The organism is Duganella caerulea (assembly GCF_040362985.1).
Taxonomy (GTDB): Bacteria; Pseudomonadota; Gammaproteobacteria; order Burkholderiales; family Burkholderiaceae_D; genus Rugamonas; species Rugamonas vulcania.
Map to the genome: position 1 here is coordinate 35138 of NZ_BPWJ01000014.1, position 20611 is coordinate 55748.

The following is a 20611-nucleotide window of genomic DNA, read 5'->3' on the forward strand; positions in this document are numbered from 1 at the left end:
TATCTTAAAGAAGGAGAAATACATGCCGGATATTCAGGTCGTCATGACCGAACTAGGCTGGCCCTTGGCGATTGCTTTGGCTTGGCTGGCGGGAGAATTCATGCATCGTTGGACACGCCTGCCGCGCATCAGCGTCTACGGCGTGGTCGGATTCCTGATGGTACAAGCCTTTCCCGCAGCGTTGAGCAGCGGCGCTTCCAGTACCGTGACTTTATTGGCCAACCTGGCTTTCGGACTGATACTGTTTGAATTCGGCTATCGCATCAACCTGCACTGGCTGCGCATCAATCCGTGGATCGCGGTCAGCGGGCTGGCGGAATCGGCCGCCACGTTCGGCATTGTCTACCTGATCTCGCACCTGACCGGCATGCCGCCGCTGACTTCACTGCTGCTGGCGTCGCTGGCCATGTCCACGTCGCCGGCCGGCGTGCTGCGCGTGATTAACGAGGAGGACAGCTCGGGGCAGGTGACCGAACGTGTGCTGCACCTGGTCGCCATCAACTGCGTGCTGGCGGTGTTCGTGTTCAAGGTGGTGGTCGGCTTCTGGGTGTTCCAGACGTCGGGCAGCCTGACGCAGGCCATTTCGCACAGCCTGATCGAGCTGCTGATATCGGCCGTGATGGGCGCGGTGATGGGCTTCCTGGTGCCGGCCGTGCTGCGCCGCCTGGGCGCGATGGCGCAGGACGGCACCATCGCCTTCGCGCTTGGCGTGATCCTGCTGGTGGCGTTGGCGCACGCGTTCGACGTTTCGCCGGTGCTGGCCACGCTGACCTTCGGCCTGGCCGCGCGCCACCGCCGCGTGGCCTTCAGCCGTACCGAGCGCAACTTCGGCGGCATCGGCGAGCTGCTGACGGTGATGCTGTTTGTGTTCGCCGTATCCACGCTGGAGTGGGAGCGCGTGGTCGAGGGCGCGGGCCTGGGCGTGGTGCTGCTGCTGGCGCGCTTCATTGTGAAGGCGGTGGCGGTGGCGGCGTTCTCGCATGTCGGCGGCATCTCGTGGCGTAAGGGTTTGCTGACCGGTATCGCGTTGTCGCCGATGTCGGTGTTCGTTACGCTGCTGCTGGAGCAGACTAAATACATGGGTATCGTGCTGGTCGACGAACTGGCCGCGCTGGCGGCGATGACGCTGCTGTTGGAGGTGATCGGCCCCATCATCACACAACGGGCACTAATCTGGGCCAACGAAACCCCGGCTAAAGAGGAGCATTGACATGCCATTGGAACCCTTCAAATCATCGCAGCCGCTCACCATGGGGGTGGAGCTGGAGCTGCAACTGGTCAGCCTGTCGGACTTCGACCTGACCGCGTCCAGTCCGGACCTGCTGCACCTGTTGAGCCGCAAGCCGTTTCCCGGCAACGTCACGCCCGAGATCACCGAGAGCATGATCGAGATTAACAGCGACGTGCACACGCATCACAGCGAGCTGGTGTCGCAGCTGCAGGTGATCCGAGACACGCTGGTGCAGGCGGGCGAACAACTCAACATCGGTATCTGCGGCGGCGGCACGCATCCGTTCCAGAAGTGGGCGGACCGGCGAATTTTTTCCAAGCCGCGCTTCAAGGAAGTGTCGGAGCTGTATGGCTATCTGGCTAAACAGTTTACAATTTTCGGCCAGCACGTGCACATCGGCTGCGCCTCGGGCGACGATGCGCTGTTCCTGCTGCATTCGCTGAGCCGCTACGTGCCGCACTTCATCGCGCTGTCGTCCTCGTCGCCGTATGTGCAGGGGAACGACACGCTGTTCAATTCCGCGCGGCTGAACTCCGTGTTCGCGTTTCCGATGAGCGGGCGGGCCCCGTTCATGCAGCACTGGTCCACCTTCGAGCACGAGTATTTCGCCAAGATGGAACACACCGGCGTGATCAAGAGCATGAAGGACTTTTACTGGGATATCCGGCCCAAGCCGGAATACGGCACCATCGAGCTGCGCGTGTGCGACACGCCGCTGACGGTGGAGCGGGCGGCGGCGCTGGCTTGTTATCTGCAGGCGCTGTGCCGCTATCTGCTGGAACGGCGCGAGGCGCCGCCGGCGGAGGACGATTACCTGGTCTACAACTACAACCGCTTCCAGGCTTGCCGCTTTGGCTTGGATGGCACGCTGGTGCATCCGAAGACGTACGAGAGCCTGTCGCTGCGCGAGGATATCCTGACCACGCTGCGCAAGATGGAACCGCACGGCGCCGCGCTGGGTGGCACGGCGGGCCTGCAGCATCTGATGCAGGTCACGCACGAGGGCAGCGACGCCCATTACCTGCGCCAGCAGTTCGAACGCAGCGGCAGTGCCGAAGGCATGGTCGATGCGGCGATCCAGCGGTTCCGGGGGCGCGAGTAGTTTGTCAATAGCAGGATCAATTTTCTGCATACCCGTAGCAGCGTAATCATCGCCGCCTTCGACTATATCGTGGTCGGCAACGTCAACGCGCAGGGGCTCGCCAGTGGCGTACCGTGCGGACCTATCTCAATCGTGCACGCTATGCCGCGCATGAATGTCGGCGTAAAGTGGTGGATGATATTGAGGAGTTCACCATGAATGGCGATAACCAGCCCCAGCAAGAACAACATCGCGTCGTCGAGCGCATTGCACGCGTCGAGACCGCGATTGACTATCAGGACAAGGCGCAGTCGCTGATACATGAAGCGATGCAACGCGGCTTCGCCCGCATCGACCAGCAATTTGATCGGCTTCAGGACGAACTGGTTCGTATGAACGGACAGATCACACAAGCGCGCACGACGGATTTCCGCATCCTGCTTGGTATTTGCATGACGACGGCTTTCGGTACGATCGGCCTCATCGTCAAAGTCTTTAGCGCGCTCTAGCCGGGATGGCAATGGTGGCTTGGTGTTCGATGTGGACGGGAGCGTCCTAAAACCGCGTCTCGCGCGCCACGCGCAGGAAGTTGTCCAGAATGGCGGTGCAGTCGAGCAGTTCGACGCCGCCGGCCTGGTGGAATTCCGGGTGCCATTGCAGGCCCATCACGAACGGCGCCTTGCGGTAGCGGATTGCCTCGACCATCTTGTCCGGCACCGACAGCGCCTCCACCGCCATGTCGCGCCCCAGTGTCTTGACGGCCTGATGGTGGATGGAGTTGACCAGGCCAACCCCCTTGCCCTTGAATAGCTTGGCCAGCGACGAGCCGGCCGGGAAGCTGACCTCGTGCCGATTGCGGTCGTACTCGTCGTTGACGTGGGCCAGCGAATCGGGCACGTCGGAGGCGATGTCCTGGTACAGCGTGCCGCCGAAGGCGACGTTGATCAGCTGGCAGCCACGGCAGATGCCCAGCACCGGCTTGCCCGCTTCAACGAATTCGTGCAGCAGCTCCAGCTCGTACATGTCGCGCGCGCGGTCGCCGCTCCATTCGGGCCGAGTCGGCGTTTCCGAATAGCTTTGCGGCGACACGTCCGCGCCGCCTTGCAGCACCAGGCCGTCCAGGTGCTTGGCGTAGTCGCGCAGGCGGATGTTGGACGGGTGCAGCAGGCCGTCGGTGTTGACGGTCGGGATCATGAACACCAGCACGTCACGCGACATCACCCATTGCGCGATCGACTCTTCCAGATATTGCAGGTTCTTGCTGCGCAGGCCGGTGGCGCCAGGCTCGGGGTGGAAGATGCGGGCCGATACGCCGATGTGCAATGGCCGCTGGATGATGTGGCGCGTGGCGGCCGCGGCGAAGCGCCGGTAGCGCGCCATGATCACGCGGCCCCACAGGCTGAAGACGGTGTCGCCCGGATCCAGGTAACTGGGCGTGCCGGTGTCCGGCCGCGCGCGCCGGTCGCGGTCGCCGCTGCGCCGGTGCTGCGGTTGCTGTGCCTGATCCTTGTCGTCCGCTTCCCCACTCATGCCTTGCCTCGTCCGCTATCCACAGGGTTGCAGTGTGCCACATGCCGGTGCCATCAGTCGCCCGCTACGTCGCTTGAAAAAACTGAAACGAGCAATTGACAATCTCGCGTTAAAACTTCGAGTACCAAACCGCCAGCGATGTCCTACACGCGCACAGCGGGATAGCTTATATGCCGCCTGTTGAACTGGCCTTACGATAAATCCTCCTTGACACATCGGCGGTGACAGCACTGATGAGCTGGGTTTTTTTATTACATCAACCGGAGGCTATATCATGGCAAACTCGAATCAAGGCAACCAAGGTAATCAAGGCAATCAAGGCAATCAAGGCAGCCACGGCAATCAAGGCAGCCAAGGCAATCAGGGCAGCAAGGGGCAAAGCCAGCAGAGCGATACCAGCAATCGCGGTTTCGCTTCGATGGATCCCGATAAGCAGCGCGAGATCGCGGCCGAAGGCGGTCGTGCGGCACATGCATCTGGCAATGCGCATGAGTTCACGTCCGAAGAGGCACGTCAGGCTGGTAGCCAGAGCCACAAGAACGATGGCAATCAGCAGAGCGGTTCGTCCAACGCCAATTCGCGCAGCGGCGGTCAAGGCAATCAAGGCAGCTCGGGTAGCTCGGGCAGTTCTGGTTCCTCTGGCGGCACCCGCGGTGGCACGCCTGAGCAACATGCTGAAGCTGGCCGTCAAAGCCACAAGAATGACCGTTAATCTGGTTTAAGCTTCGTTCATGGCGGCCTCGGGCCGCCATTTTTTTGTACGCCGCGCCGGCTAGTGGCTCTGCGTCAGTTCGCGCAGCAGCGCGTCGGCGAAGGCCGTCACCAGCGGCTCGGCTTCGCGCCGGCTGGCCAGGCCGACCTTGGTGAACAGGGTGCCGCGCGACAGCGGAATGAAGCGCACGCCGGACGGCGCCATCAGTTGCATGCATTCAGGCACGATGGCGATGCCGAGGTTGGCCTCGATCAGGCTCAGCTGCGACGACTTGCGCGACAGAACCCGCGCCGGCTTGGGGAAGAAGCCCTGGTCCAGACACAGGTTTGCCACCAGATAGCTCAGGCCGCCACGGTCCTTGTGCGGGATCGAGATGAAAGGTTCCTGGCTCAGGCTGGCCAGTTCGATATTGTCCAGCGCCGCCAGCGGCGAGTGGCGCGACACCGCCACCACCAGCCGCTCTGTGATCAGCTCGCGCGCCTGGATATGCGGGAACTTGCGCAGCGTGGGCATGCGGATCAGGCCGATATCGGCGCGGCCTTCCTCGATGTCCATCGTCTGGTCTTCCGACGGCGCCATCGAGATGTCCAGCGTCACGCCGGGGAACTGATCCAGAAGGCGGCCCAGGGCGCCGGTCAGCGCGGGCGTCAGGATCACCGAGCTGGAATGCTGCAGGCGGATCAGGCCCTGGGCGCCTTGGCCAACCTGGCGCGCCTGCACCACCGTACGGTCGATGTCGTCGAGGATGCGCTTGCTGCGTTCGAAGAACAGCTGGCCGGCCGGCGTCAGCTGGATATGGCGCGAATCCCGTGTGAGCAGCTGGGTTTGCAGCTCGTCCTCCAGCTCCTTGACCTGCCGGCTCAGCGCAGACTGCGCGACGTACAGCTTCTCCGCCGCGCGCGAGTAGCTGCCGGCCTCCACGATCTCTACAAAATATTTGAACTGTTTAAGTGAAATCACCGCTATGCCGTTTCGAGATAGTTGGCCGCCGAATTTGATATTGGATTGCTCAGCGCGGCGCCGTTAAAGTGAAGCGTCTTTCTTTGATTACGGGAACCGCCATGTTGGAACTCATCGGAATAATCGGCGTGGTCGTCAGTATTGCAGTAAAAGTAATATGCGTCCAGATCGGCTGCGCGAGCAGCGTCGACGATAAAGAGGATTAATGCCCCTATAATCGGGCATGATAAGAAAATACCTGCTCCTCGCCGCCAAGCTGCTCGCTTCCTTGTTGATGTTGTGCTTGTCGCTGTGTGGCGGCGGTGCGCTGTGGTTCCAGGCCGCGCCTTTCCTGGCGGTGGCCTGGGGCGTGGTCAGCGTGGCGTCGCTGGTGTGGTGGTGGCGGCGCGGCAGTGCGCGCGTGCTGCTGCCATGGCTGATCGCGGTGGCGCTGATGATGGGTTGGTGGAGCACCATCAAACCCAGCCACGACCGCGTGTGGGCCGATGACGTGGCGCGCATGGTCACCGGCCGCGTGCAGGGCAGCGTGGTCACGCTGGATCAGGTGCGCAACTTCGAGTGGCGCAGCGATGCCGATTACACGCAGCGCTGGGAACAGCGGCAGTATGACCTGAACCAGTTGCGGTCGGTCGATGTGGCGCTGTCGTACTGGATGGGGCCTGCCATCGCGCATACGCTGGTGTCGTTCGGCTTTTCGGACGGCCGCTACCTGACGTTCTCCATCGAGATCCGCAAGGAGCGGGGCGAGAGCTTCGACGCCATCGCCGGCTTCTTCAAACGCTTCGAGACGGTGCTGATCGCCGCCGGCGAGCGCGACATCCTGCGCGTGCGCACCAACGTGCGCGACGAGGACATGTACCTGTACCGGCTGAAGATGCCGCCGGAAGTTATGCGCTCGCTGTTCCTGTCCTATCTGGATGAGGGGGCCTTGCTCAAGCGCGAGCCGCGCTTCTACAACACGCTGACCGCCAACTGCACCACCATCATCTTCGAAATGGCGCGCCGTATCGATCCTGGGCTGCCGCTGGACTGGCGGCTGCTGGCCTCTGGCTATCTGGACCGCTACCTGTACGATATTGGCGCGCTGGCCGGGCAGGGCGACTTCGACTCGCTGCGGCAGCAAGCCCACATCACCGCCAAGGCGCGGGCCGCAGAAAAGAACCTAAATTTTTCCGAACTAATCAGGGATTGAGGTTATAACGTTAGCCTTCAATTTTAAACGTGGCCCAAGCTGGATTTGGCAAGAAAATATCCGGTTTTAAAGGCTATCTTCTTATAAAATCTTAGATTTTCATTCAGGTAGTTTTCGATAATCATCTTTATTTCGTTAACGAAGTCCACGGTTGTCAATGTACGTTGTTCAATAACGTAGTCAGCGCACGCATTCTGATTTGAAAGATGAAATTGATGTGCTGAGGTTATAACGATATAAGTGTGTGTGTTTTCTTTTAAATTCTTTGCCAAGGCCAAGCCGTCAACGGCGACTTCAGGGGAGACGCTTCCTTTAACATCAAGAATAATTATGTCATAGGGCACTGATAGCAGTCGATTGTAAAATTGCTGATCAACTATTTTATGACGCTCAATTCCTGAAAAGCCAGCCATGCCGGCAGCGGCAATCATTTTTTCATTGAAATATGCATCCTCATCATCAACTATGCCGATACTTAGCGCATTGCGATGCATCATCCATTTTCCAAGCGCCACGATATATTTTTTATGCATATTAATTTATAGATATATTTTTTATTGAAAATACTTGCATTTGCCGAAGGTCATTAAATGTCTTTTTCTGCGTGTGTTCAAGAATTAAGAGGTTTTCAGATCTTTTTAACGCTCGATTGTAATGGTCAACAAGTAACGTGGCCCAGTACAAACCAAAACCGAAACCTTCAGAAGCTGTGTTCACTTGGTATCCGCGGTCAAACAGTTTTTCGTCTTGTGATATGAACTCGGAAAAGTTGCTTACTGATATATCAATAAGGTTTGCATTGGACTTTGTCGCAGATATGACTACGGGAGTATTGTTTAGTGAATATTTCCAAACGTTGTCAATTAGAATTGCAAATATATATTCTATTACGTGCTTTTGGTTTGATATGAAAACGGTTTTCAAGTCTTCATCAATCCTGAAACGCAAAGCGGTGGTTCTTCTGGTGTTTCTAATCAACGAATATGTATCTTTGTATCGTGTTAAAACATCATAAAGACAAATTGCGCTACTTGCCAATGGAGTTTTTTCATCGTATGGATCAAAATTATAAACCCCTGCGATCATTTCAATAAAGTTATCAAGAATAACGGTCGCACCTACTATTCGGCTTGCTGGTCTATCTAAATCTACGGTTCTGACGGATACCTGATCATCAATATCGCATGCTTCTGAAATTATTAGCTGCAATACCTTGTGTAGTTCGTGGCGGAGATTCTGGGCGACATGGCGTAAGGTCACACCTTCGCGCTTTTTTTGGATGTGTTCGCCATTGTTGAAATAGGCAATTCCATAATCGCAAATGTCTAAAGTATTAGGGGTGCTATTTTCACATCTTCTATGTAGGCAGTTTAAGCACTCAGATAGATTTTCGATTAAATTATTTGACATTGTAGACTGAAATTTCTCATTGCATTCTGACAGGGGCGCGAGGAGAATACTTGGAACTTTTTTAGATTGCGACGCGTCTATTTTTCTTGAATTTTTTATTTTAGCAATATTTTTGGAGCGTGGGTAATATTCTAGTAGCTCAAGGGCCTACCGGTGAAAATTTGTTGCGATTTATGAAGGTTTGCAGGAAGTCACTTGGCCGTGAATCGAAGTGGAGCACGCGGCTGTTGCAGAGGCGTCTCTTGGTGAACGGCGCGTGGCATCAATCGCAGGCAGCGGCTATGCTAGACGCCTGCTGGTGTTCGGCTGTCCGGGTAGTACTCCTTCGACATCGGAGCTCTGGCGGCGCAGGGTAGTTTCGATTCGCTGTGTCAATAGACCAATATCGTCGCCAAGGCGCTAACGGTCAATATGACCGAGGAACTTTGGGCCGCATTCAACATTTGGGTTGCTGCCACTCGAGGCCAAGGTTGGGATGGAGGCAGCGGGATGGAGCCAATTCCGACAATCTGCCTCAAGGAACAAAGTGGATCGTTCAACGCGCGAAGTAGAGGTCGTGGAGGTGCTGGAGCTGGACTTCGGATGCTGGCTGGGACAGGGCCACGCGCCCGCTTTGCATCAGGTAGACGTGGTCCGCCACGCCCACCGCGCGTTCGGTGTTCTGCTCGACCAGTATGATGGTGCGGCCGCCGGCCTTGAGCCGACCAAGTATCTCGAACAGTTCATTGACGACCAGCGGCGCCAGGCCCAGTGAGGGTTCGTCGATCAGCAGCAGCTTGGGATCGGACATCAAGCCGCGCGCCATCGCCAGCATCTGTGCCTCGCCACCGGACAGTGAACCGGCCATCTGCGTACGCCGTTCGCGCAGGCGCGGGAACATCTCGTAGGCTTCCTCCAGCCTTTGTTTCACATGCGCGCGGTGCGATTTGTGGAAGGCGCCCATGATCAGGTTCTCCTCCACGCTCATGTCGCGGAAGACCATGCGGCCCTCGGGGATCATGGCCACGCTGCGGTCGGCCATATTCCACGTGGGCGTGCCGTTCAGGCGCACGCCGTCCAGCCGAATCTCGCCGCCGCCCACCGGCACCAACCCCATGATCGCCCGCAGCAGCGTGGTCTTGCCGGCGCCATTGGGGCCGATGATGGTGGTGAGCTTGCCGGCCGCCACCCGCATCGATACATCCCACAACACGTTGATAGCGCCATAGCCCGCGCGCACCTGGTCCAGTTCAAGCATGCGCCGCTCCTGTGTAGCTGCGGATTACCTCGGGATCGTTGAACACCGCTTCCGGCGTGCCGTCCGCGATCAGCTGGCCGAAGTTGAGCACCACCACCCGCTGGCACAGTGCGTGGATGGTTTCGATATCGTGCTCGATGATGATGATGCCAACGCCGAAGCGCTCATGCATCTCCTTCAGCATGCCCATGAAGCGCCGCTTGCCGTTGGTTTCCAGCCCGGCCAGCACTTCGTCCAGCAGCAGCAGCTTGGGCGTGGTGGCCAGCGCCTTCGCCACCTCCAGCGCTTTGAGTTCGGTCAGCGCCAGTTCGGTGGCGGCGTTGCGGTTTGCCTTGTCGGCCAGGCTGGTGAAGTCCAGGATCTCGTCGATCTTGTCTTCGTCGACGTGGCCTGCGCCAAAGCGCTGGGCGACGACCAGGTTTTCGCGCACCGTCAGTTCGTGCATGGGCTGCGGTATCTGGAAGGTGCGGCCTATGCCCAGCCGCGCGCGCCGGTAGATGGGCGTACGCAGCACGTCGTGGCGATCGAAGCGTATGGTGCCGCCGGTCGGCCGCACCAGGCCGGAGATGGCGTTGAACAGCGTGGTCTTGCCGGCGCCATTGGGGCCGACCAGGCCGACCACGTCGTGCGTGCCGACCGTCAGTGTAACGGCGTTGACCGCTGTCAGGCCGCCGAAGCGTACCGAGAGATTGTTCAGCTCAAGCATGGTCTTTCCTCCGCAGCAGAGCAAGCAGGCCGGTGGGGCTGAAGATGATCATCGCCACCAGCAGCCCGCCCAGCACCAGCTGATGCCCGGTGGGGATCAGCGTTTTGAACACGAGTTGGTCCAGCAGGTACACCACCAGCGCGCCGACCACCGGCCCGGCGATGGTGCGGTAGCCGCCGAAGATGGCGGCGACGATGGGCACCGTCACCCACACGCTGTTGAAGGCGTAATCCGGTTCGAGGAAGTTGATGTAGTGGGCGTTGAACGCGCCAGCCACGCCGGCCATGAAAGCGGACACCATCAGCATCAGGCCCTTGAGCAGCGTGCTGTTGACGCCCACCACGCGGGTGGCGTCCTCGCTGTCGTGCATGGCGCGCAGGGCGATGCCGTAGTGGCTGGCGCGGATGGCGCGGTAGGCCAGCGCGAACAGCAGCACGATGGTCAGTATCGTGAGGTAGGCGCCGGTCTTGCCGCTCATGTCGTAGCCCAGGATCGTCGGCAGGCCGGGGATGTTGGCGATACCGCCGGAGCCGCCGGTGACCGAGCTCCATTCGGTGGCGAGGATGCGGAAGATGTGGGCGTACGCCAGGATGGCCAGCGCGAAGTAGGGGCCGCGCAGCCGCAGCACCGGCAGCATGACGACGGATGCCAGCAGCGCTCCGGCGCCGCCCAGGGCGATGCCCGCCAAAACAGGCACGCCGAGTTTTGCGGTGACGATGGCCGATACATACGCGCCCACGCCGAAGAAGGCGCTGTGGCCGAAGCTGACCATGCCGCCCATGTTCCCCAGCAGCGCCCAGGACAGCGCGACGCAGCCGATCACCATGGCCGCGACGATAAGGCTCATGACGTAGTTGTCGGCGCCGAGCAACATAGGCACTGCGATGTAAGCCGCGGCCAGGGCGGCGATCCACCCGAGGCGGACCATGCCCGCGCCAGTGTTTGCGGCCGGGCGGCTCATCCGCGCCTCCGGGCCGCGCCCATCAGGCCATTGGGCATCACGAACAGCACCAGCAGGAACAAGGTCATGCCGGCCAGTTCCTGCAGGGCCGAACTGGCCAGCGTGACGGTGAGCGCCTCGGCCACGCCGAGCAGCACGGCGCCCAGCAGCACGCCGGGGATCGAGCCTATGCCCGCCAGCACGGTGATGATGAAGGCCTTGACCGTCAGCGCGCCGCCATACGCGGGCTGGATCACGCCGTAGCTGTACAGCGCCACGCCCGCGAATCCGGCCAGCATGCCGGCCACGATGAACGACACCAGCTCCGTGCGTCCGGGCGAGATGCCCATCAACTTGGCGGCATCGCGGTTGCTGGAGACGGCCCGCAGCGCGCGCCCATACCAGCTGCGCGACAGCCACCACCACAAGCCACCCATCAGCAGCAGGCTGACGACGAAGAAGATCAACTCGCTGCGCATGCTGTACAACGGCCCGACCACGAAGGCCTCCTGCAGCCAGCTGGAACTGGTCGAGCGCACGTCGGCCTTCCAGATCAGCAGTATCAGGTTGGTCAGGATCACGCCGATGCCGAAGGTGAGTATCAGCGAGTTGATCTCGCGATCCTTTTTGATGCGGCTGACGATCCAGTACACGCCGGCCGACGTCGCGCTGACCAGGACCAGCGCGATCGGTATCGCCCACGCTGGGTTGAGGCCCAGGCCCGATTCGACCGAGTAGGCGATGTAGGCCGCCAGCAGTACCAGCTCGCCATGGGCCAGGTTAATCACCCGCATGGTGCCGAACACCAGGGCCAGACCCAGCGCGATCAGCGCGTAGGAGCCGCCCTGCAGCAGGCCTGAATACAGCGCCTGGAGTATCAGTTCCGTCACGGCGGCTTACCAGGGCAGGCCCGGATACACCATCTTGCCGGTCGCCGTCTCGCGCGGCCAGACGATGACGATGTTCTTGCCCTGGTGCTGACCCATGCGGTGCACGAAGTTGGGATTGTCGCCGTTGGCGCCGAACTGCACGCGGCCGATCAGCGTTTCGCGGTCGGTCTTGCGCAGCTCTTCGGCCACGCCGCCTTTCTTCACCGTGCCTTTGTCGGCGGCGCGGGCGATGGCTTCGAACAGCAGCATCGACTGCACATAGCCGAACTGGCCGAGGTAGTCCGGCTCCTTCTTGTACAGCGCCTTGTAGGTGTCGGCGAAGACCTTGCCGTCGGCGGTGTCGAAGACGGCGGGGAAGGGTAGCAGCGCGGTGCCGTACACGTTGGGCATCAGGTCCGGGAACTCGGCGGCCATCTTGGGCGTGGCCAGCGACCACACGCCGATCATGGCCTTGACGGGCGGCTTGAGCACCCGCGCGGCGCGCAGGATGCCGACGTAGTCGTTCTCGTAGCCGACCATCAGTATCGCTTCCGATTTGTCCTGCAGCTTGATCTTGTTGATGATTGGCTTGAAGTCGGTGATGGCCGGATCGAAGGAATGCGTGGTGGCCTTGACGCCTTTGGCGGTCAGCGCCTTCTGCACCGAGGCGGCCAGGTCGGACGTGGCCTCCTTGGTCGAGAACACGATGGACACGGACTTCGTGCCCATGTCGGCCAGCAGTCCCAGTACGGCCTTTTCGTAGCCTGCGGTGTTATTAATGCGGAAGAAGTTCTTGCGGCCGCTGTTGACCAGGCTATCGTCCACGCCGCCGGAGGTCATGTAGACCAGCCCCAGTTTGTTGGCCGCGTCCGATGCGGGCGAGATGTTGTTGGAGCCGTAGCCGCCGGTGATCGCCACCGCGCCCTGGCTGGCCAGCTTCTCCATCGCGGCCACCGCCTTGGCCGGCGCCGATTCGTCGTCGATGGTGACGATCTTGATCTTGTGCTTGCCGTTGGTCTTGTTGAATACCTCGGCGGCCACCAGCACGCCCTCCTGCATGCCGGAGCCTACGCGGGCCAGCGTGCCGGTGAGCGGCAGCTCCGCGCCGACCGTGAATTCCTCTGCTTGCGCTCCGCCAGCCAGTGCCATCGCGGTCAGTGCCGCGATTGTGATGTTTTTCATTCCAGTCTCCCTTGTGGTTATTTTTGTGCCAGTTGCCGCAGCTGTCCTTTCAATATTTTTCCGGTTGCCGCTGCGGGCAGGGCTTGCATTTCGATGATCTCGGACGGGCATTTATACGGCGACAGCAGGCCCGCCAGGTACTGCTGCAATTCCTCGGGCGTGACGCGGTGGCGCGGGTCGATCTCGACGAAGGCCACCACTTCCTCGTTGCCGTCGCCGGCGTTGCGGCCGACCACCGCCGATTGCGTCACCGCCGGGTGGGCGTTGAGCACCGTCTCCACTTCGAGCGGATAGACGTTGAAGCCGGAACGGATGATCAGCTCCTTGGTGCGGCCGACGATGAACAGCGCGCCGTCCGCGTCCTGCCGCGCGACGTCGCCGGTATTGAGCCAGCCGCCGTCGCGCATCGCCGCCGCCGTCAGTTCGGGCTCGCGGTAGTAGCCGGCCATGATGTTCGGGCCGCGCACCCACAGTTCGCCGTCTTCGCCGGGCGCCACGTCATCGCCGCCGGCGTCCACCAGACGCACTTCGACGCCGGGGATGACCTGGCCCACCGAGGCGTCGTCGCGCGGTTGATCGAGGCGGGTCTGGCTGATGGTGGGCGAGGTCTCGGTCATGCCGTAGCCGTTGTGCAGCGGCAGGCCAAACAGCTGCTGCACCTGCGCCTTCAGGCTGGGCGCCAGCGGCGAGCCGCCGGCGTAGATGAAGCGCAGCCGCGATGCCAGCGGTTCGTTAGCGCCGCCCAGCTGCTCCAGCAGGCGCGCGTACATGGCGGGCACACCTTGCAGGATGGTCAGGCCGTCGTCGCGGATCGCCTTCAGCACAGCGTCCGGCGCGAAGCGCGGACACAGGTACAGGCAGGCGCCCGCGTACAGGGTACCCAGCATGACCGAGGCCAGGCCGTAGACGTGGGTGATGGGCAGCACGCCATACGCGCGGTCGGTGGGCGTGAGGCCTCGCAGGGTGCTGGAGACGGCGGCGATGAACAGCAGGTTGCGGTGCGTGAGCATCACGCCCTTGGGCTGGCCGGTGGTGCCGGTGGTGTAGATCAGCGCCGCCACTTGCTGCGCCGGGTCGGCATGCACTGGTTCCGGCGCGCAGTCCGCGTTGAGCGCGCCGACCATCCACGTGCCGAAGGGCGAGGGCGCGGGCACGGCCCCATGGCGCTGGCCGTGCGCGGCGGATTCCGGCGATGCGGTGGGCGGCGCCGAGCCATCGTCCGGCGCAGCCAGGTAGATCACGCGCCGCGCGCCGCTGTGGTCCATGATCTGGTCCACCTCGCGCGCCGACAGGCGGCCATTGACGTTGACGATCCACGCGTCGATATCGGCTGCGGCGAAGATCAGCGCCACCTGCGCGGCGCAGTTCTCGCCGACCACCATCAGGCGGTCGCCGGGCCGCACCTCCAGCGCGCGCAGCAGGGCCGCGGTTTCGTCGATGGCTGCCGTCAGCTTGGCGTAGGACCAATGGCGCGCGCCGTCGTGCAGCGCCGGCGCTTGCGGCGCGCGTTCTGCCCAGCGGCGCGGGATGCCGCCCAGGCGCGCGGGCAGAGTGGCTAGCAGGCGGCCGGTGTCGAGCGACTCCATCAGGCCCCGGCCGCCTTGATCATGTTGCGGGCGATGACGATCTGCTGGATCTGCGAGGTGCCTTCGTAGATGCGGAACAGGCGCACGTCGCGGTAGAAGCGTTCGGCCGCGTAGTCCGACACGTAGCCTGCGCCGCCGTGGATCTGCACCGAGCGGTCGGCCACGCGGCCGCACATCTCGGAGGCGAACAGCTTGCAGCACGATGCTTCGGTCGGGATGTCCTCGCCGTTGTCGCGGCGGCGGGCGGCGTCCAGCACCATGCTGCGGGCGGCGTAGATCTCGGCCTTGCTGTCGGCCAGCATGGCCTGGATCAGCTGGAACTCGGCGATGGGCTGGCCGAACTGCTGGCGTTCCATCGCGTAGCGCAGCGCGTCCTCCAGCATGCGTTCGGCCACGCCCACGCAGATGGCGGAGATGTGCAGGCGCCCCTTGTCCAGCACCTTCATCGCGGTCTTGAAACCCTGGCCCTCCTTGCCGCCGATGATGCAGCTGGCCGGCACCCGGCAGTTCTCGAAGATCACGTCGCAGGTGTGGGCGCCTTGCTGGCCCATCTTCCTGTCCTTTTTGCCGAGCGAGATGCCGGGCGTGCCGCGTTCGACGATGAAGGCCGACACGCCGCCCGGTCCCTTGCGCGTGGCGTCGGTGCGCGCCATCACGGTGAACACGCCGGCCTCCGGTGCATTGGTGATGTATCGCTTGGTGCCGTTGATGATGTAGTGGTCGCCGTCGCGCACGGCGGAGGTGGTGAGCGAGCCGGCGTCGGAGCCGTATCCCGGTTCGGTCAGCGCGAAGGAGCCGACGATTTCGCCGGACGCCATGCGCGGCAGCCAGGTGTTCTTCTGCTCCTCGGTGCCGTCGATCAGGATGCCCTGCGAACCGATGCCGTTGTTGGTGCCGAACAGCGAGCGGAAGGCGGGCGAGGTGCGGGCGATTTCAAACGCCGCCAGCACTTCCTCCTCCATCGTCAGACCCAGGCCACCGTATTGTTCGGGGATGGAGAGGCCGAACAGCCCCAGTTCGCGCATCTGCGCCACCAGCGCCGGGGGAATCTCGTCGGTCTCGGCCACTTGCTGCTCGTGCGGCACCAGCTGTTCGCGCACGAAGCGGCGGATGCTGTCCAACAGGATGTTGAGCGTTTCCTGGTCTCTTATCATGGGTCTCCCTTTTCGGCAGACTTCAATGTGCCGATTCGGCCAGACCCTGTCAAGCTTTGGTGTTGATTAGCGTCCCGATATTCTGGTCGGCGGCCTTTATCACCTTGGCCGACAGGTCGAATTGCGCCTTGTAGACCAGCGAGTTGGTGGTTTCGGTGGCGAGGTCGGTGGCGCTGGGCGCGTCCGCCGCCTGCAGTTGCTGCGCCTGGAACGAGATCGACACGCCGCTGCCGGCCGGGGCGCTTTCCTTGAATACGGCCTGCGCCGGCTGGAAGCCCTGGGTGTTGAGGTTGGCGATCGCGTGCGCGCTGTTGCCCAAGGCGCGTTCGGCGGCGTTGAGTCCGGTGATTCCTGAGCTGAGTGCGGCGATGGCCATGGCGTTTCCCTTCGGCAATTAATTCAAGTGTACACCGATGCGCGGCCGATTGCACGCGTTGTGCGTGCGCCTCTTCAGAACTTTCTTGCTTTATGCTACCCTCCCGCCCTTAGTTGCGTTGGCGAAACATGTACTTTAGTTACATGAAAATATAAGGGGCTTTAGATGGCAATTTTTGATTTTCTGGAAAAGGAACGGACGGTGGCGGGGTCCGGTTTCAATCGTTGGCTGGTGCCGCCCGCGGCGCTGGCGATCCACCTGTGCATCGGCATGGCGTACGGCTTCTCGGTGTTCTGGCTGCCGCTGTCGCGCGCGCTGGGCATCAAGGAGTCGCTGGCCTGTCCGGCCGACATGGACTTGATGGCCCGGATACTGTCGTCCACCTGCGACTGGCAGATCTCCATGCTGGGCTGGATGTACACGATGTTCTTCGTCTTCCTCGGCCTGTCCGCCTGGCTGTTCGGCGGCTGGCTGGAACACGCCGGCCCGCGCAAGGCCGGCGTGGTGTCGGCGCTGTGCTGGTGCGGCGGTTTGGTGATCTCGGCGCTGGGCGTGTACCAGCACCAGATCTGGCTGATGTGGCTGGGCTCCGGCGTGATCGGCGGCATCGGCCTGGGACTGGGCTACATCTCGCCCGTGTCGACGCTGATCAAATGGTTCCCGGACCGCCGCGGCATGGCGACCGGTATGGCCATCATGGGCTTCGGCGGCGGCGCGATGATCGGCGCACCCCTGGCCGACAAGCTGATGAAGTTCTTCGCGACGGCCGATTCGGTCGGCGTGTGGCAGACCTTCCTGGTGATGGCGGCGATCTACTTCGTCTTCATGCTGGCGGGCGCGCTGTCGTACCGCGTGCCGCCCGCAGGCTGGAAACCGGCCGGTTGGACGCCGCCGGCCAAGGCCAGCGCCAACACCATGATCACCAGCCGCCACGTCCACGCCAGCAAGGTGTGGGGCATCCCGCAATTCTGGCTGGTGTGGCTGGTGCTGTGCCTGAACGTGACGGCCGGTATCGGCATCCTGGGCATGGCCTCGCCGCTGCTGCAGGAGATCTTCGCCGGCCAGCTGCTGGGCGTGAACGTGGCGTTCAACGATTTGACGCTGGCGCAGAAAGGCCAGATCGCCGCCATCGCCGCCGGCTTCACCGGCCTGCTGTCGCTGTTTAATATCGGTGGCCGCTTCGTCTGGGCCTCGTGCTCGGACTACCTGGGCCGCAAGGCCACCTACGGCATCTTCCTGGTGTTGGGCATTGTGCTGTATGGCCTGGTGCCGTCGATGGCGCACGCTGGGCAGCTGGCGCTGTTCGTCGGCTTCTTCTGCATCGTCCTGTCGATGTACGGCGGCGGCTTCGCCACCGTGCCGGCCTACCTGGCCGACTTGTTCGGCACCCAGATGGTGGGCGCGATCCACGGCCGCCTGCTGACCGCGTGGTCGGTGGCGGGCGTGTTCGGTCCTCTGCTGGTGACCTACATCCGCGAGTACCAGATCGCGCACGGCGTGCCGAAGGCGCAGGCCTACGACATCACCATGTACGTGCTGGCGGGCCTGCTGGTGCTTGGCTTGCTGTGCAACCTGATGGTGCGCCCGGTGGCGGACAAACACTTCATGTCGGAGGCCGAACTGGCCGCCGAGAAGAAGCTGGCGCACGAGCGCGACGCCGCCGCATCGAGCGGCACCGCGGTCGCGTCGAACGGCGTGACCAGTCCTGCGGCCGTGGCCTTCGGCTGGCTGGCGGTCGGCATTCCGCTGGCGATCGGCGTGTGGCTGACGGTGCAAAAAGCTGCCGTGTTATTTAAATAACACAGTAGAATAGGGCGCCAGTTCGCGGGGCTGGTCCGGCATTGTGCCGGACCAGCCCCGCTTTCATTTTTGGGAGCCCTTGCTACATGCTTGAATTACGCAACGTCGTTAAAACTTATGCGAAGAACGTTCGGGCCGTCGACGACGTCAGTCTGAACCTGCCGGCCGGCGTGGTGGGCCTGATCGGTCATAACGGCGCGGGCAAGACCTCGCTGATGCAGATGATCGCCACGCTGACCCGGCCGACCAGTGGCCAGATCCTGTTCGACGGCGCCGACATCGTCCAGCGCCCCGACGCCATACGCGGGCGATTGGGCTTCCTGCCGCAGGACTTCGGCGTGTATCCGAACCTGACGGCGCTGGAGTTCCTGCAGTACTTCGCGGCGTTGAAGGGCGTGCGCGATCCGGCCCGTTTGCGGCTGCTGCTGGAGATGGTCAACCTGCACGAGCATGCGAACCGGCAGGCGGCCGGCTTCTCGGGTGGCATGCGGCGCCGGCTCGGCATCGCGCAGGCGCTGCTCAACGATCCCGATGTGCTGATCGTCGACGAGCCGACCGCCGGCCTCGATCCCGAGGAGCGGCTGCGCTTTCGGCACCTGCTGTCGGAGATCGGCTTCCGCAAGCTGGTGATCGTGTCGACCCACATCGTGTCCGACATCGAGAACATGGCGAGCCACCTGGCCATCATGAACAAGGGAAGGCTGATGGCCTACGATACGCCGGACAGCTTTGTGCGCGACGCGCGCAGCAAGGTGTGGTCGGTCACGGTGGAGGCGCAGCACTACGAGACCCTGCGCGCCGAAGTGCAGGTGCTGCAGGCGCAGCGCAATGAGCACGGCATCAGCCTGCGCATCGCCCACGCGTCCTCGCCGTGCGCCGGCGCGGTGCCGGCCGAGCCGACGCTGGAGGAAGCACTGATGACGCGGCGCTACGCCGTGCAGGAAGCGGTGGCATGAACGCGCTGGCATTGAAGCTGTTGCTGCTGACCGAGGTGCGGTTGCGCATGCGCCGCACCGGCACCCTGGTGGCCGTGCTGGCGCTGATCGCGTTGACCTGGCTGATGGTGGGGGATCCGGCCAAGGGCGTGGCGATGGTCACCGCCGACGACACGCGCGTGGCCTACACCAGCAGCTGCCTGGCCTTCGGCAGTGCGGCACTGGGCGGCCTGTTTTTCGGGCTGGCTGGTTTCTACCTGGTGCGCGGGCGCATGAGCGAGGATGTGCGCAGCGGCGCCGGAGCGGTGCTGGCGGCCACGCCGGTCAGCAACGCCGTGTTCCTGTTCGGCCGCTGGCTGGGCAGCGTGGCCTACCTGTGCGGGCTGCTGTTCATTTTCATGTTGACCATGCTGGTGCTGCATGTGCTGCGCGGCGAGGGGCCGATCCAGCCGCTGGTGTATGTGCAGACCTTCGCGGTGCTGTTGCTGCCGCTGGTGTTCTTCACCGCCGCGATGGCGCTGCTGTGCGACGCGTGGGCGCCGCTGATGGGCAAGCGTGGCGACGTGTTGTACTTCATCCTTTATCTGGCGCAGCTGGCGACGCCGATTGTGCTGACCGCGGAGAGCAAGGACCAGTGGTCGCCAATGCTGCTGGTCGATTTTTCCGGCATCGGCGCGTCGGTGCTGACCGTGAAGGCGATGCTGCACACGTCCAATTTCACCATCGGTGGCGGCGATTTCAATCCGGCGCTGGCGCCGTTGGTGCTGCCCGCCTGGCTGTGGAGCGCGCAACTGATGGCCACGCGCTTCGGTTGCGCGTTGGTCGCCTTGTTGCCGCTGTTGCCGGCCCTGTGGCTGTTCCATCGGTTCGCGCCGGACCGCGTCAAGGTGCGCGCATCGGGCGGTGGCCGCTGGTCGCCGCTGGTGTTGGCCAACCGCGTGCTGCGGCCGTTGATACGGCTGGTGCGGCCGCTGTTCGCCGTGGCAGCGCGCGTGCCCGGCGTGGCCGGCCAGGCGCTGGCGGTGCTGGCGCTGACGCTGGTGTCCAATCCGGTGGCGGTGGCTGCGGCACTGGTGCTGTGGATCGCAGGCTGCGTGCTGCCGGCGGCCGCGCTGGGCGGCGTCATCATCGCGGCCATCGCCATCTGGGGCGTGCTGGTGAGCGAGGTCAGCGTGCGCGACCATCAGCACGACGTGGACGCGATGAGCGGCACGGTGCCGGGCGGCGGCGCGCGGCGTTATGGCGCGCAGTTGCTGGCGTCCTGCATGTTGGCGCTGCTGTTCACCGCGCCGGTGTTGCTGCGCTGGACGATGGCGGCGCCCCTGCGCGCGGCCGCGCTGCTGACCGGCGTGCTGGCGCTGGCCGGCGCCGCCAGCATGCTCGGAGGCATCAGCCGCAGCGGACGCGTCTTCCTCGCGCTGTTTCTGTTTGGCATGTATGTCGCGACGCAGGCGATCAAGGTGCCTGTGCTGGACGTGGTCGGTTTCAACGGCGTCGCCACGCAGCAGACGGTGGGCGGGCAGCTGCTGCTGGGCCTGGCGCTGCTTGCAAGTGGCCTCTGGCATGAAAGGTGGCGCGCCGCCCGAAATTGAATGAAGAAGGTATGGCCTGGGAGCAATCCAGATTGCGGGGATCCGGCGACGCGCATACCGCACGTTTGATCTAGATCAGATGTCGCGGGACTGTCTAACGTAGCCTTGGCATTCGCGC

General features: G+C 62.6%; 20 protein-coding genes. 8 read left to right on the forward strand and 12 right to left on the reverse strand.

Going from position 1 to position 20611, the window contains the following annotated elements; translation table 11 throughout:
- Window positions 1-22 precede the first annotated feature (22 nt).
- The 3 genes from ACUJB0_RS28825 to ACUJB0_RS28835 all read left to right on the forward strand — a co-directional run bounded on the left by ACUJB0_RS28825 (window position 23) and on the right by ACUJB0_RS28835 (window position 2821).
- Complete coding sequence (locus tag ACUJB0_RS28825) at window positions 23-1210, forward strand: cation:proton antiporter (protein WP_444848250.1); 1188 nt, start codon at window positions 23-25, stop codon at window positions 1208-1210.
- Between the two features lies 1 nt (window position 1211).
- On the forward strand, window positions 1212-2333 hold the full coding sequence (locus tag ACUJB0_RS28830) for a YbdK family carboxylate-amine ligase (RefSeq protein WP_444848251.1): 1122 nt from the start codon (window positions 1212-1214) through the stop codon (window positions 2331-2333).
- A gap of 194 nt (window positions 2334-2527) precedes the next feature.
- Complete coding sequence (locus tag ACUJB0_RS28835) at window positions 2528-2821, forward strand: hypothetical protein (RefSeq protein ID WP_444848252.1); 294 nt, start codon at window positions 2528-2530, stop codon at window positions 2819-2821.
- Window positions 2822-2867: 46 nt separating this feature from the next.
- On the opposite strand, the gene ACUJB0_RS28840 is transcribed toward ACUJB0_RS28835, so the two are convergent.
- Window positions 2868-3842, reverse strand: a complete 975-nt coding sequence (locus ACUJB0_RS28840) for a gamma-glutamyl-gamma-aminobutyrate hydrolase family protein (RefSeq protein ID WP_444848253.1) — start codon at window positions 3840-3842, stop codon at window positions 2868-2870.
- Window positions 3843-4116: 274 nt separating this feature from the next.
- On the opposite strand from ACUJB0_RS28840, the gene ACUJB0_RS28845 reads away from it, so the two are divergent.
- Window positions 4117-4554 carry a KGG domain-containing protein gene (locus tag ACUJB0_RS28845; protein WP_161083247.1) on the forward strand — a complete coding sequence of 146 codons (438 nt, stop codon included), beginning with the start codon at window positions 4117-4119 and terminating at the stop codon, window positions 4552-4554.
- Window positions 4555-4614: 60 nt separating this feature from the next.
- On the opposite strand, the gene ACUJB0_RS28850 is transcribed toward ACUJB0_RS28845, so the two are convergent.
- Complete coding sequence (locus ACUJB0_RS28850; protein ID WP_444848254.1) at window positions 4615-5514, reverse strand: LysR family transcriptional regulator; 900 nt, start codon at window positions 5512-5514, stop codon at window positions 4615-4617.
- Between the two features lie 223 nt (window positions 5515-5737).
- Between ACUJB0_RS28850 and ACUJB0_RS28855 the strand changes: the two genes are divergently transcribed.
- Window positions 5738-6706 (forward strand): Lnb N-terminal periplasmic domain-containing protein, encoded by a 969-nt coding sequence (locus ACUJB0_RS28855; RefSeq protein WP_444848255.1) that lies wholly within the window; start codon window positions 5738-5740, stop codon window positions 6704-6706.
- A gap of 23 nt (window positions 6707-6729) precedes the next feature.
- On the opposite strand, the gene ACUJB0_RS28860 is transcribed toward ACUJB0_RS28855, so the two are convergent.
- The 10 genes from ACUJB0_RS28860 to ACUJB0_RS28905 form a co-directional block, all read right to left on the reverse strand.
- Window positions 6730-7239, reverse strand: coding sequence for a PleD family two-component system response regulator (locus ACUJB0_RS28860; RefSeq protein ID WP_444848256.1), 510 nt, complete (start codon window positions 7237-7239; stop codon window positions 6730-6732).
- 1 nt (window position 7240) lies between these two features.
- Entirely contained in the window at window positions 7241-8116 is an 876-nt protein-coding gene (locus ACUJB0_RS28865) for a histidine kinase (protein ID WP_444848257.1), read from the reverse strand.
- A gap of 535 nt (window positions 8117-8651) precedes the next feature.
- The gene (locus tag ACUJB0_RS28870) at window positions 8652-9353 is read right to left on the reverse strand and encodes an ABC transporter ATP-binding protein (RefSeq protein WP_444848258.1); all 702 of its coding nucleotides are present in this window, start codon (window positions 9351-9353) and stop codon (window positions 8652-8654) included.
- The gene (locus tag ACUJB0_RS28875) at window positions 9346-10059 is read right to left on the reverse strand and encodes an ABC transporter ATP-binding protein (RefSeq protein WP_444848259.1); all 714 of its coding nucleotides are present in this window, start codon (window positions 10057-10059) and stop codon (window positions 9346-9348) included. Before ACUJB0_RS28875 ends, ACUJB0_RS28870 begins: the two co-directional genes overlap by 8 nt.
- Window positions 10052-11020 carry a branched-chain amino acid ABC transporter permease gene (locus ACUJB0_RS28880; protein ID WP_444848260.1) on the reverse strand — a complete coding sequence of 323 codons (969 nt, stop codon included), beginning with the start codon at window positions 11018-11020 and terminating at the stop codon, window positions 10052-10054. Before ACUJB0_RS28880 ends, ACUJB0_RS28875 begins: the two co-directional genes overlap by 8 nt.
- Window positions 11017-11889: a branched-chain amino acid ABC transporter permease gene (locus ACUJB0_RS28885; RefSeq protein WP_444848261.1), complete on the reverse strand. Its 873-nt coding sequence runs from the start codon at window positions 11887-11889 to the stop codon at window positions 11017-11019. Before ACUJB0_RS28885 ends, ACUJB0_RS28880 begins: the two co-directional genes overlap by 4 nt.
- 6 nt (window positions 11890-11895) lie before the next feature.
- The gene (locus ACUJB0_RS28890) at window positions 11896-13050 is read right to left on the reverse strand and encodes an ABC transporter substrate-binding protein (RefSeq protein WP_444848262.1); all 1155 of its coding nucleotides are present in this window, start codon (window positions 13048-13050) and stop codon (window positions 11896-11898) included.
- A gap of 17 nt (window positions 13051-13067) precedes the next feature.
- The gene (locus tag ACUJB0_RS28895; protein ID WP_444848263.1) at window positions 13068-14636 is read right to left on the reverse strand and encodes a class I adenylate-forming enzyme family protein; all 1569 of its coding nucleotides are present in this window, start codon (window positions 14634-14636) and stop codon (window positions 13068-13070) included.
- The gene (locus tag ACUJB0_RS28900; protein ID WP_444848264.1) at window positions 14636-15790 is read right to left on the reverse strand and encodes an acyl-CoA dehydrogenase family protein; all 1155 of its coding nucleotides are present in this window, start codon (window positions 15788-15790) and stop codon (window positions 14636-14638) included. The genes ACUJB0_RS28895 and ACUJB0_RS28900 overlap by 1 nt, the downstream gene beginning before the upstream one ends.
- A gap of 49 nt (window positions 15791-15839) precedes the next feature.
- Window positions 15840-16166 carry a flagellar basal body rod C-terminal domain-containing protein gene (locus ACUJB0_RS28905; RefSeq protein WP_444848265.1) on the reverse strand — a complete coding sequence of 109 codons (327 nt, stop codon included), beginning with the start codon at window positions 16164-16166 and terminating at the stop codon, window positions 15840-15842.
- Window positions 16167-16331: 165 nt separating this feature from the next.
- Here ACUJB0_RS28905 and ACUJB0_RS28910 point away from each other — a divergent pair, with 165 nt between their 5' ends.
- The 3 genes from ACUJB0_RS28910 to ACUJB0_RS28920 all read left to right on the forward strand — a co-directional run bounded on the left by ACUJB0_RS28910 (window position 16332) and on the right by ACUJB0_RS28920 (window position 20493).
- The gene (locus ACUJB0_RS28910) at window positions 16332-17966 is read left to right on the forward strand and encodes an OFA family MFS transporter (protein WP_444848266.1); all 1635 of its coding nucleotides are present in this window, start codon (window positions 16332-16334) and stop codon (window positions 17964-17966) included.
- An 86-nt stretch (window positions 17967-18052) separates the two neighbouring features.
- Window positions 18053-18922 (forward strand): ABC transporter ATP-binding protein, encoded by an 870-nt coding sequence (locus ACUJB0_RS28915; RefSeq protein ID WP_444848267.1) that lies wholly within the window; start codon window positions 18053-18055, stop codon window positions 18920-18922.
- Window positions 18919-20493, forward strand: coding sequence for an ABC transporter permease (locus ACUJB0_RS28920; RefSeq protein WP_444848268.1), 1575 nt, complete (start codon window positions 18919-18921; stop codon window positions 20491-20493). The genes ACUJB0_RS28915 and ACUJB0_RS28920 overlap by 4 nt, the downstream gene beginning before the upstream one ends.
- The last annotated feature ends 118 nt before the right edge of the window (window positions 20494-20611 follow it).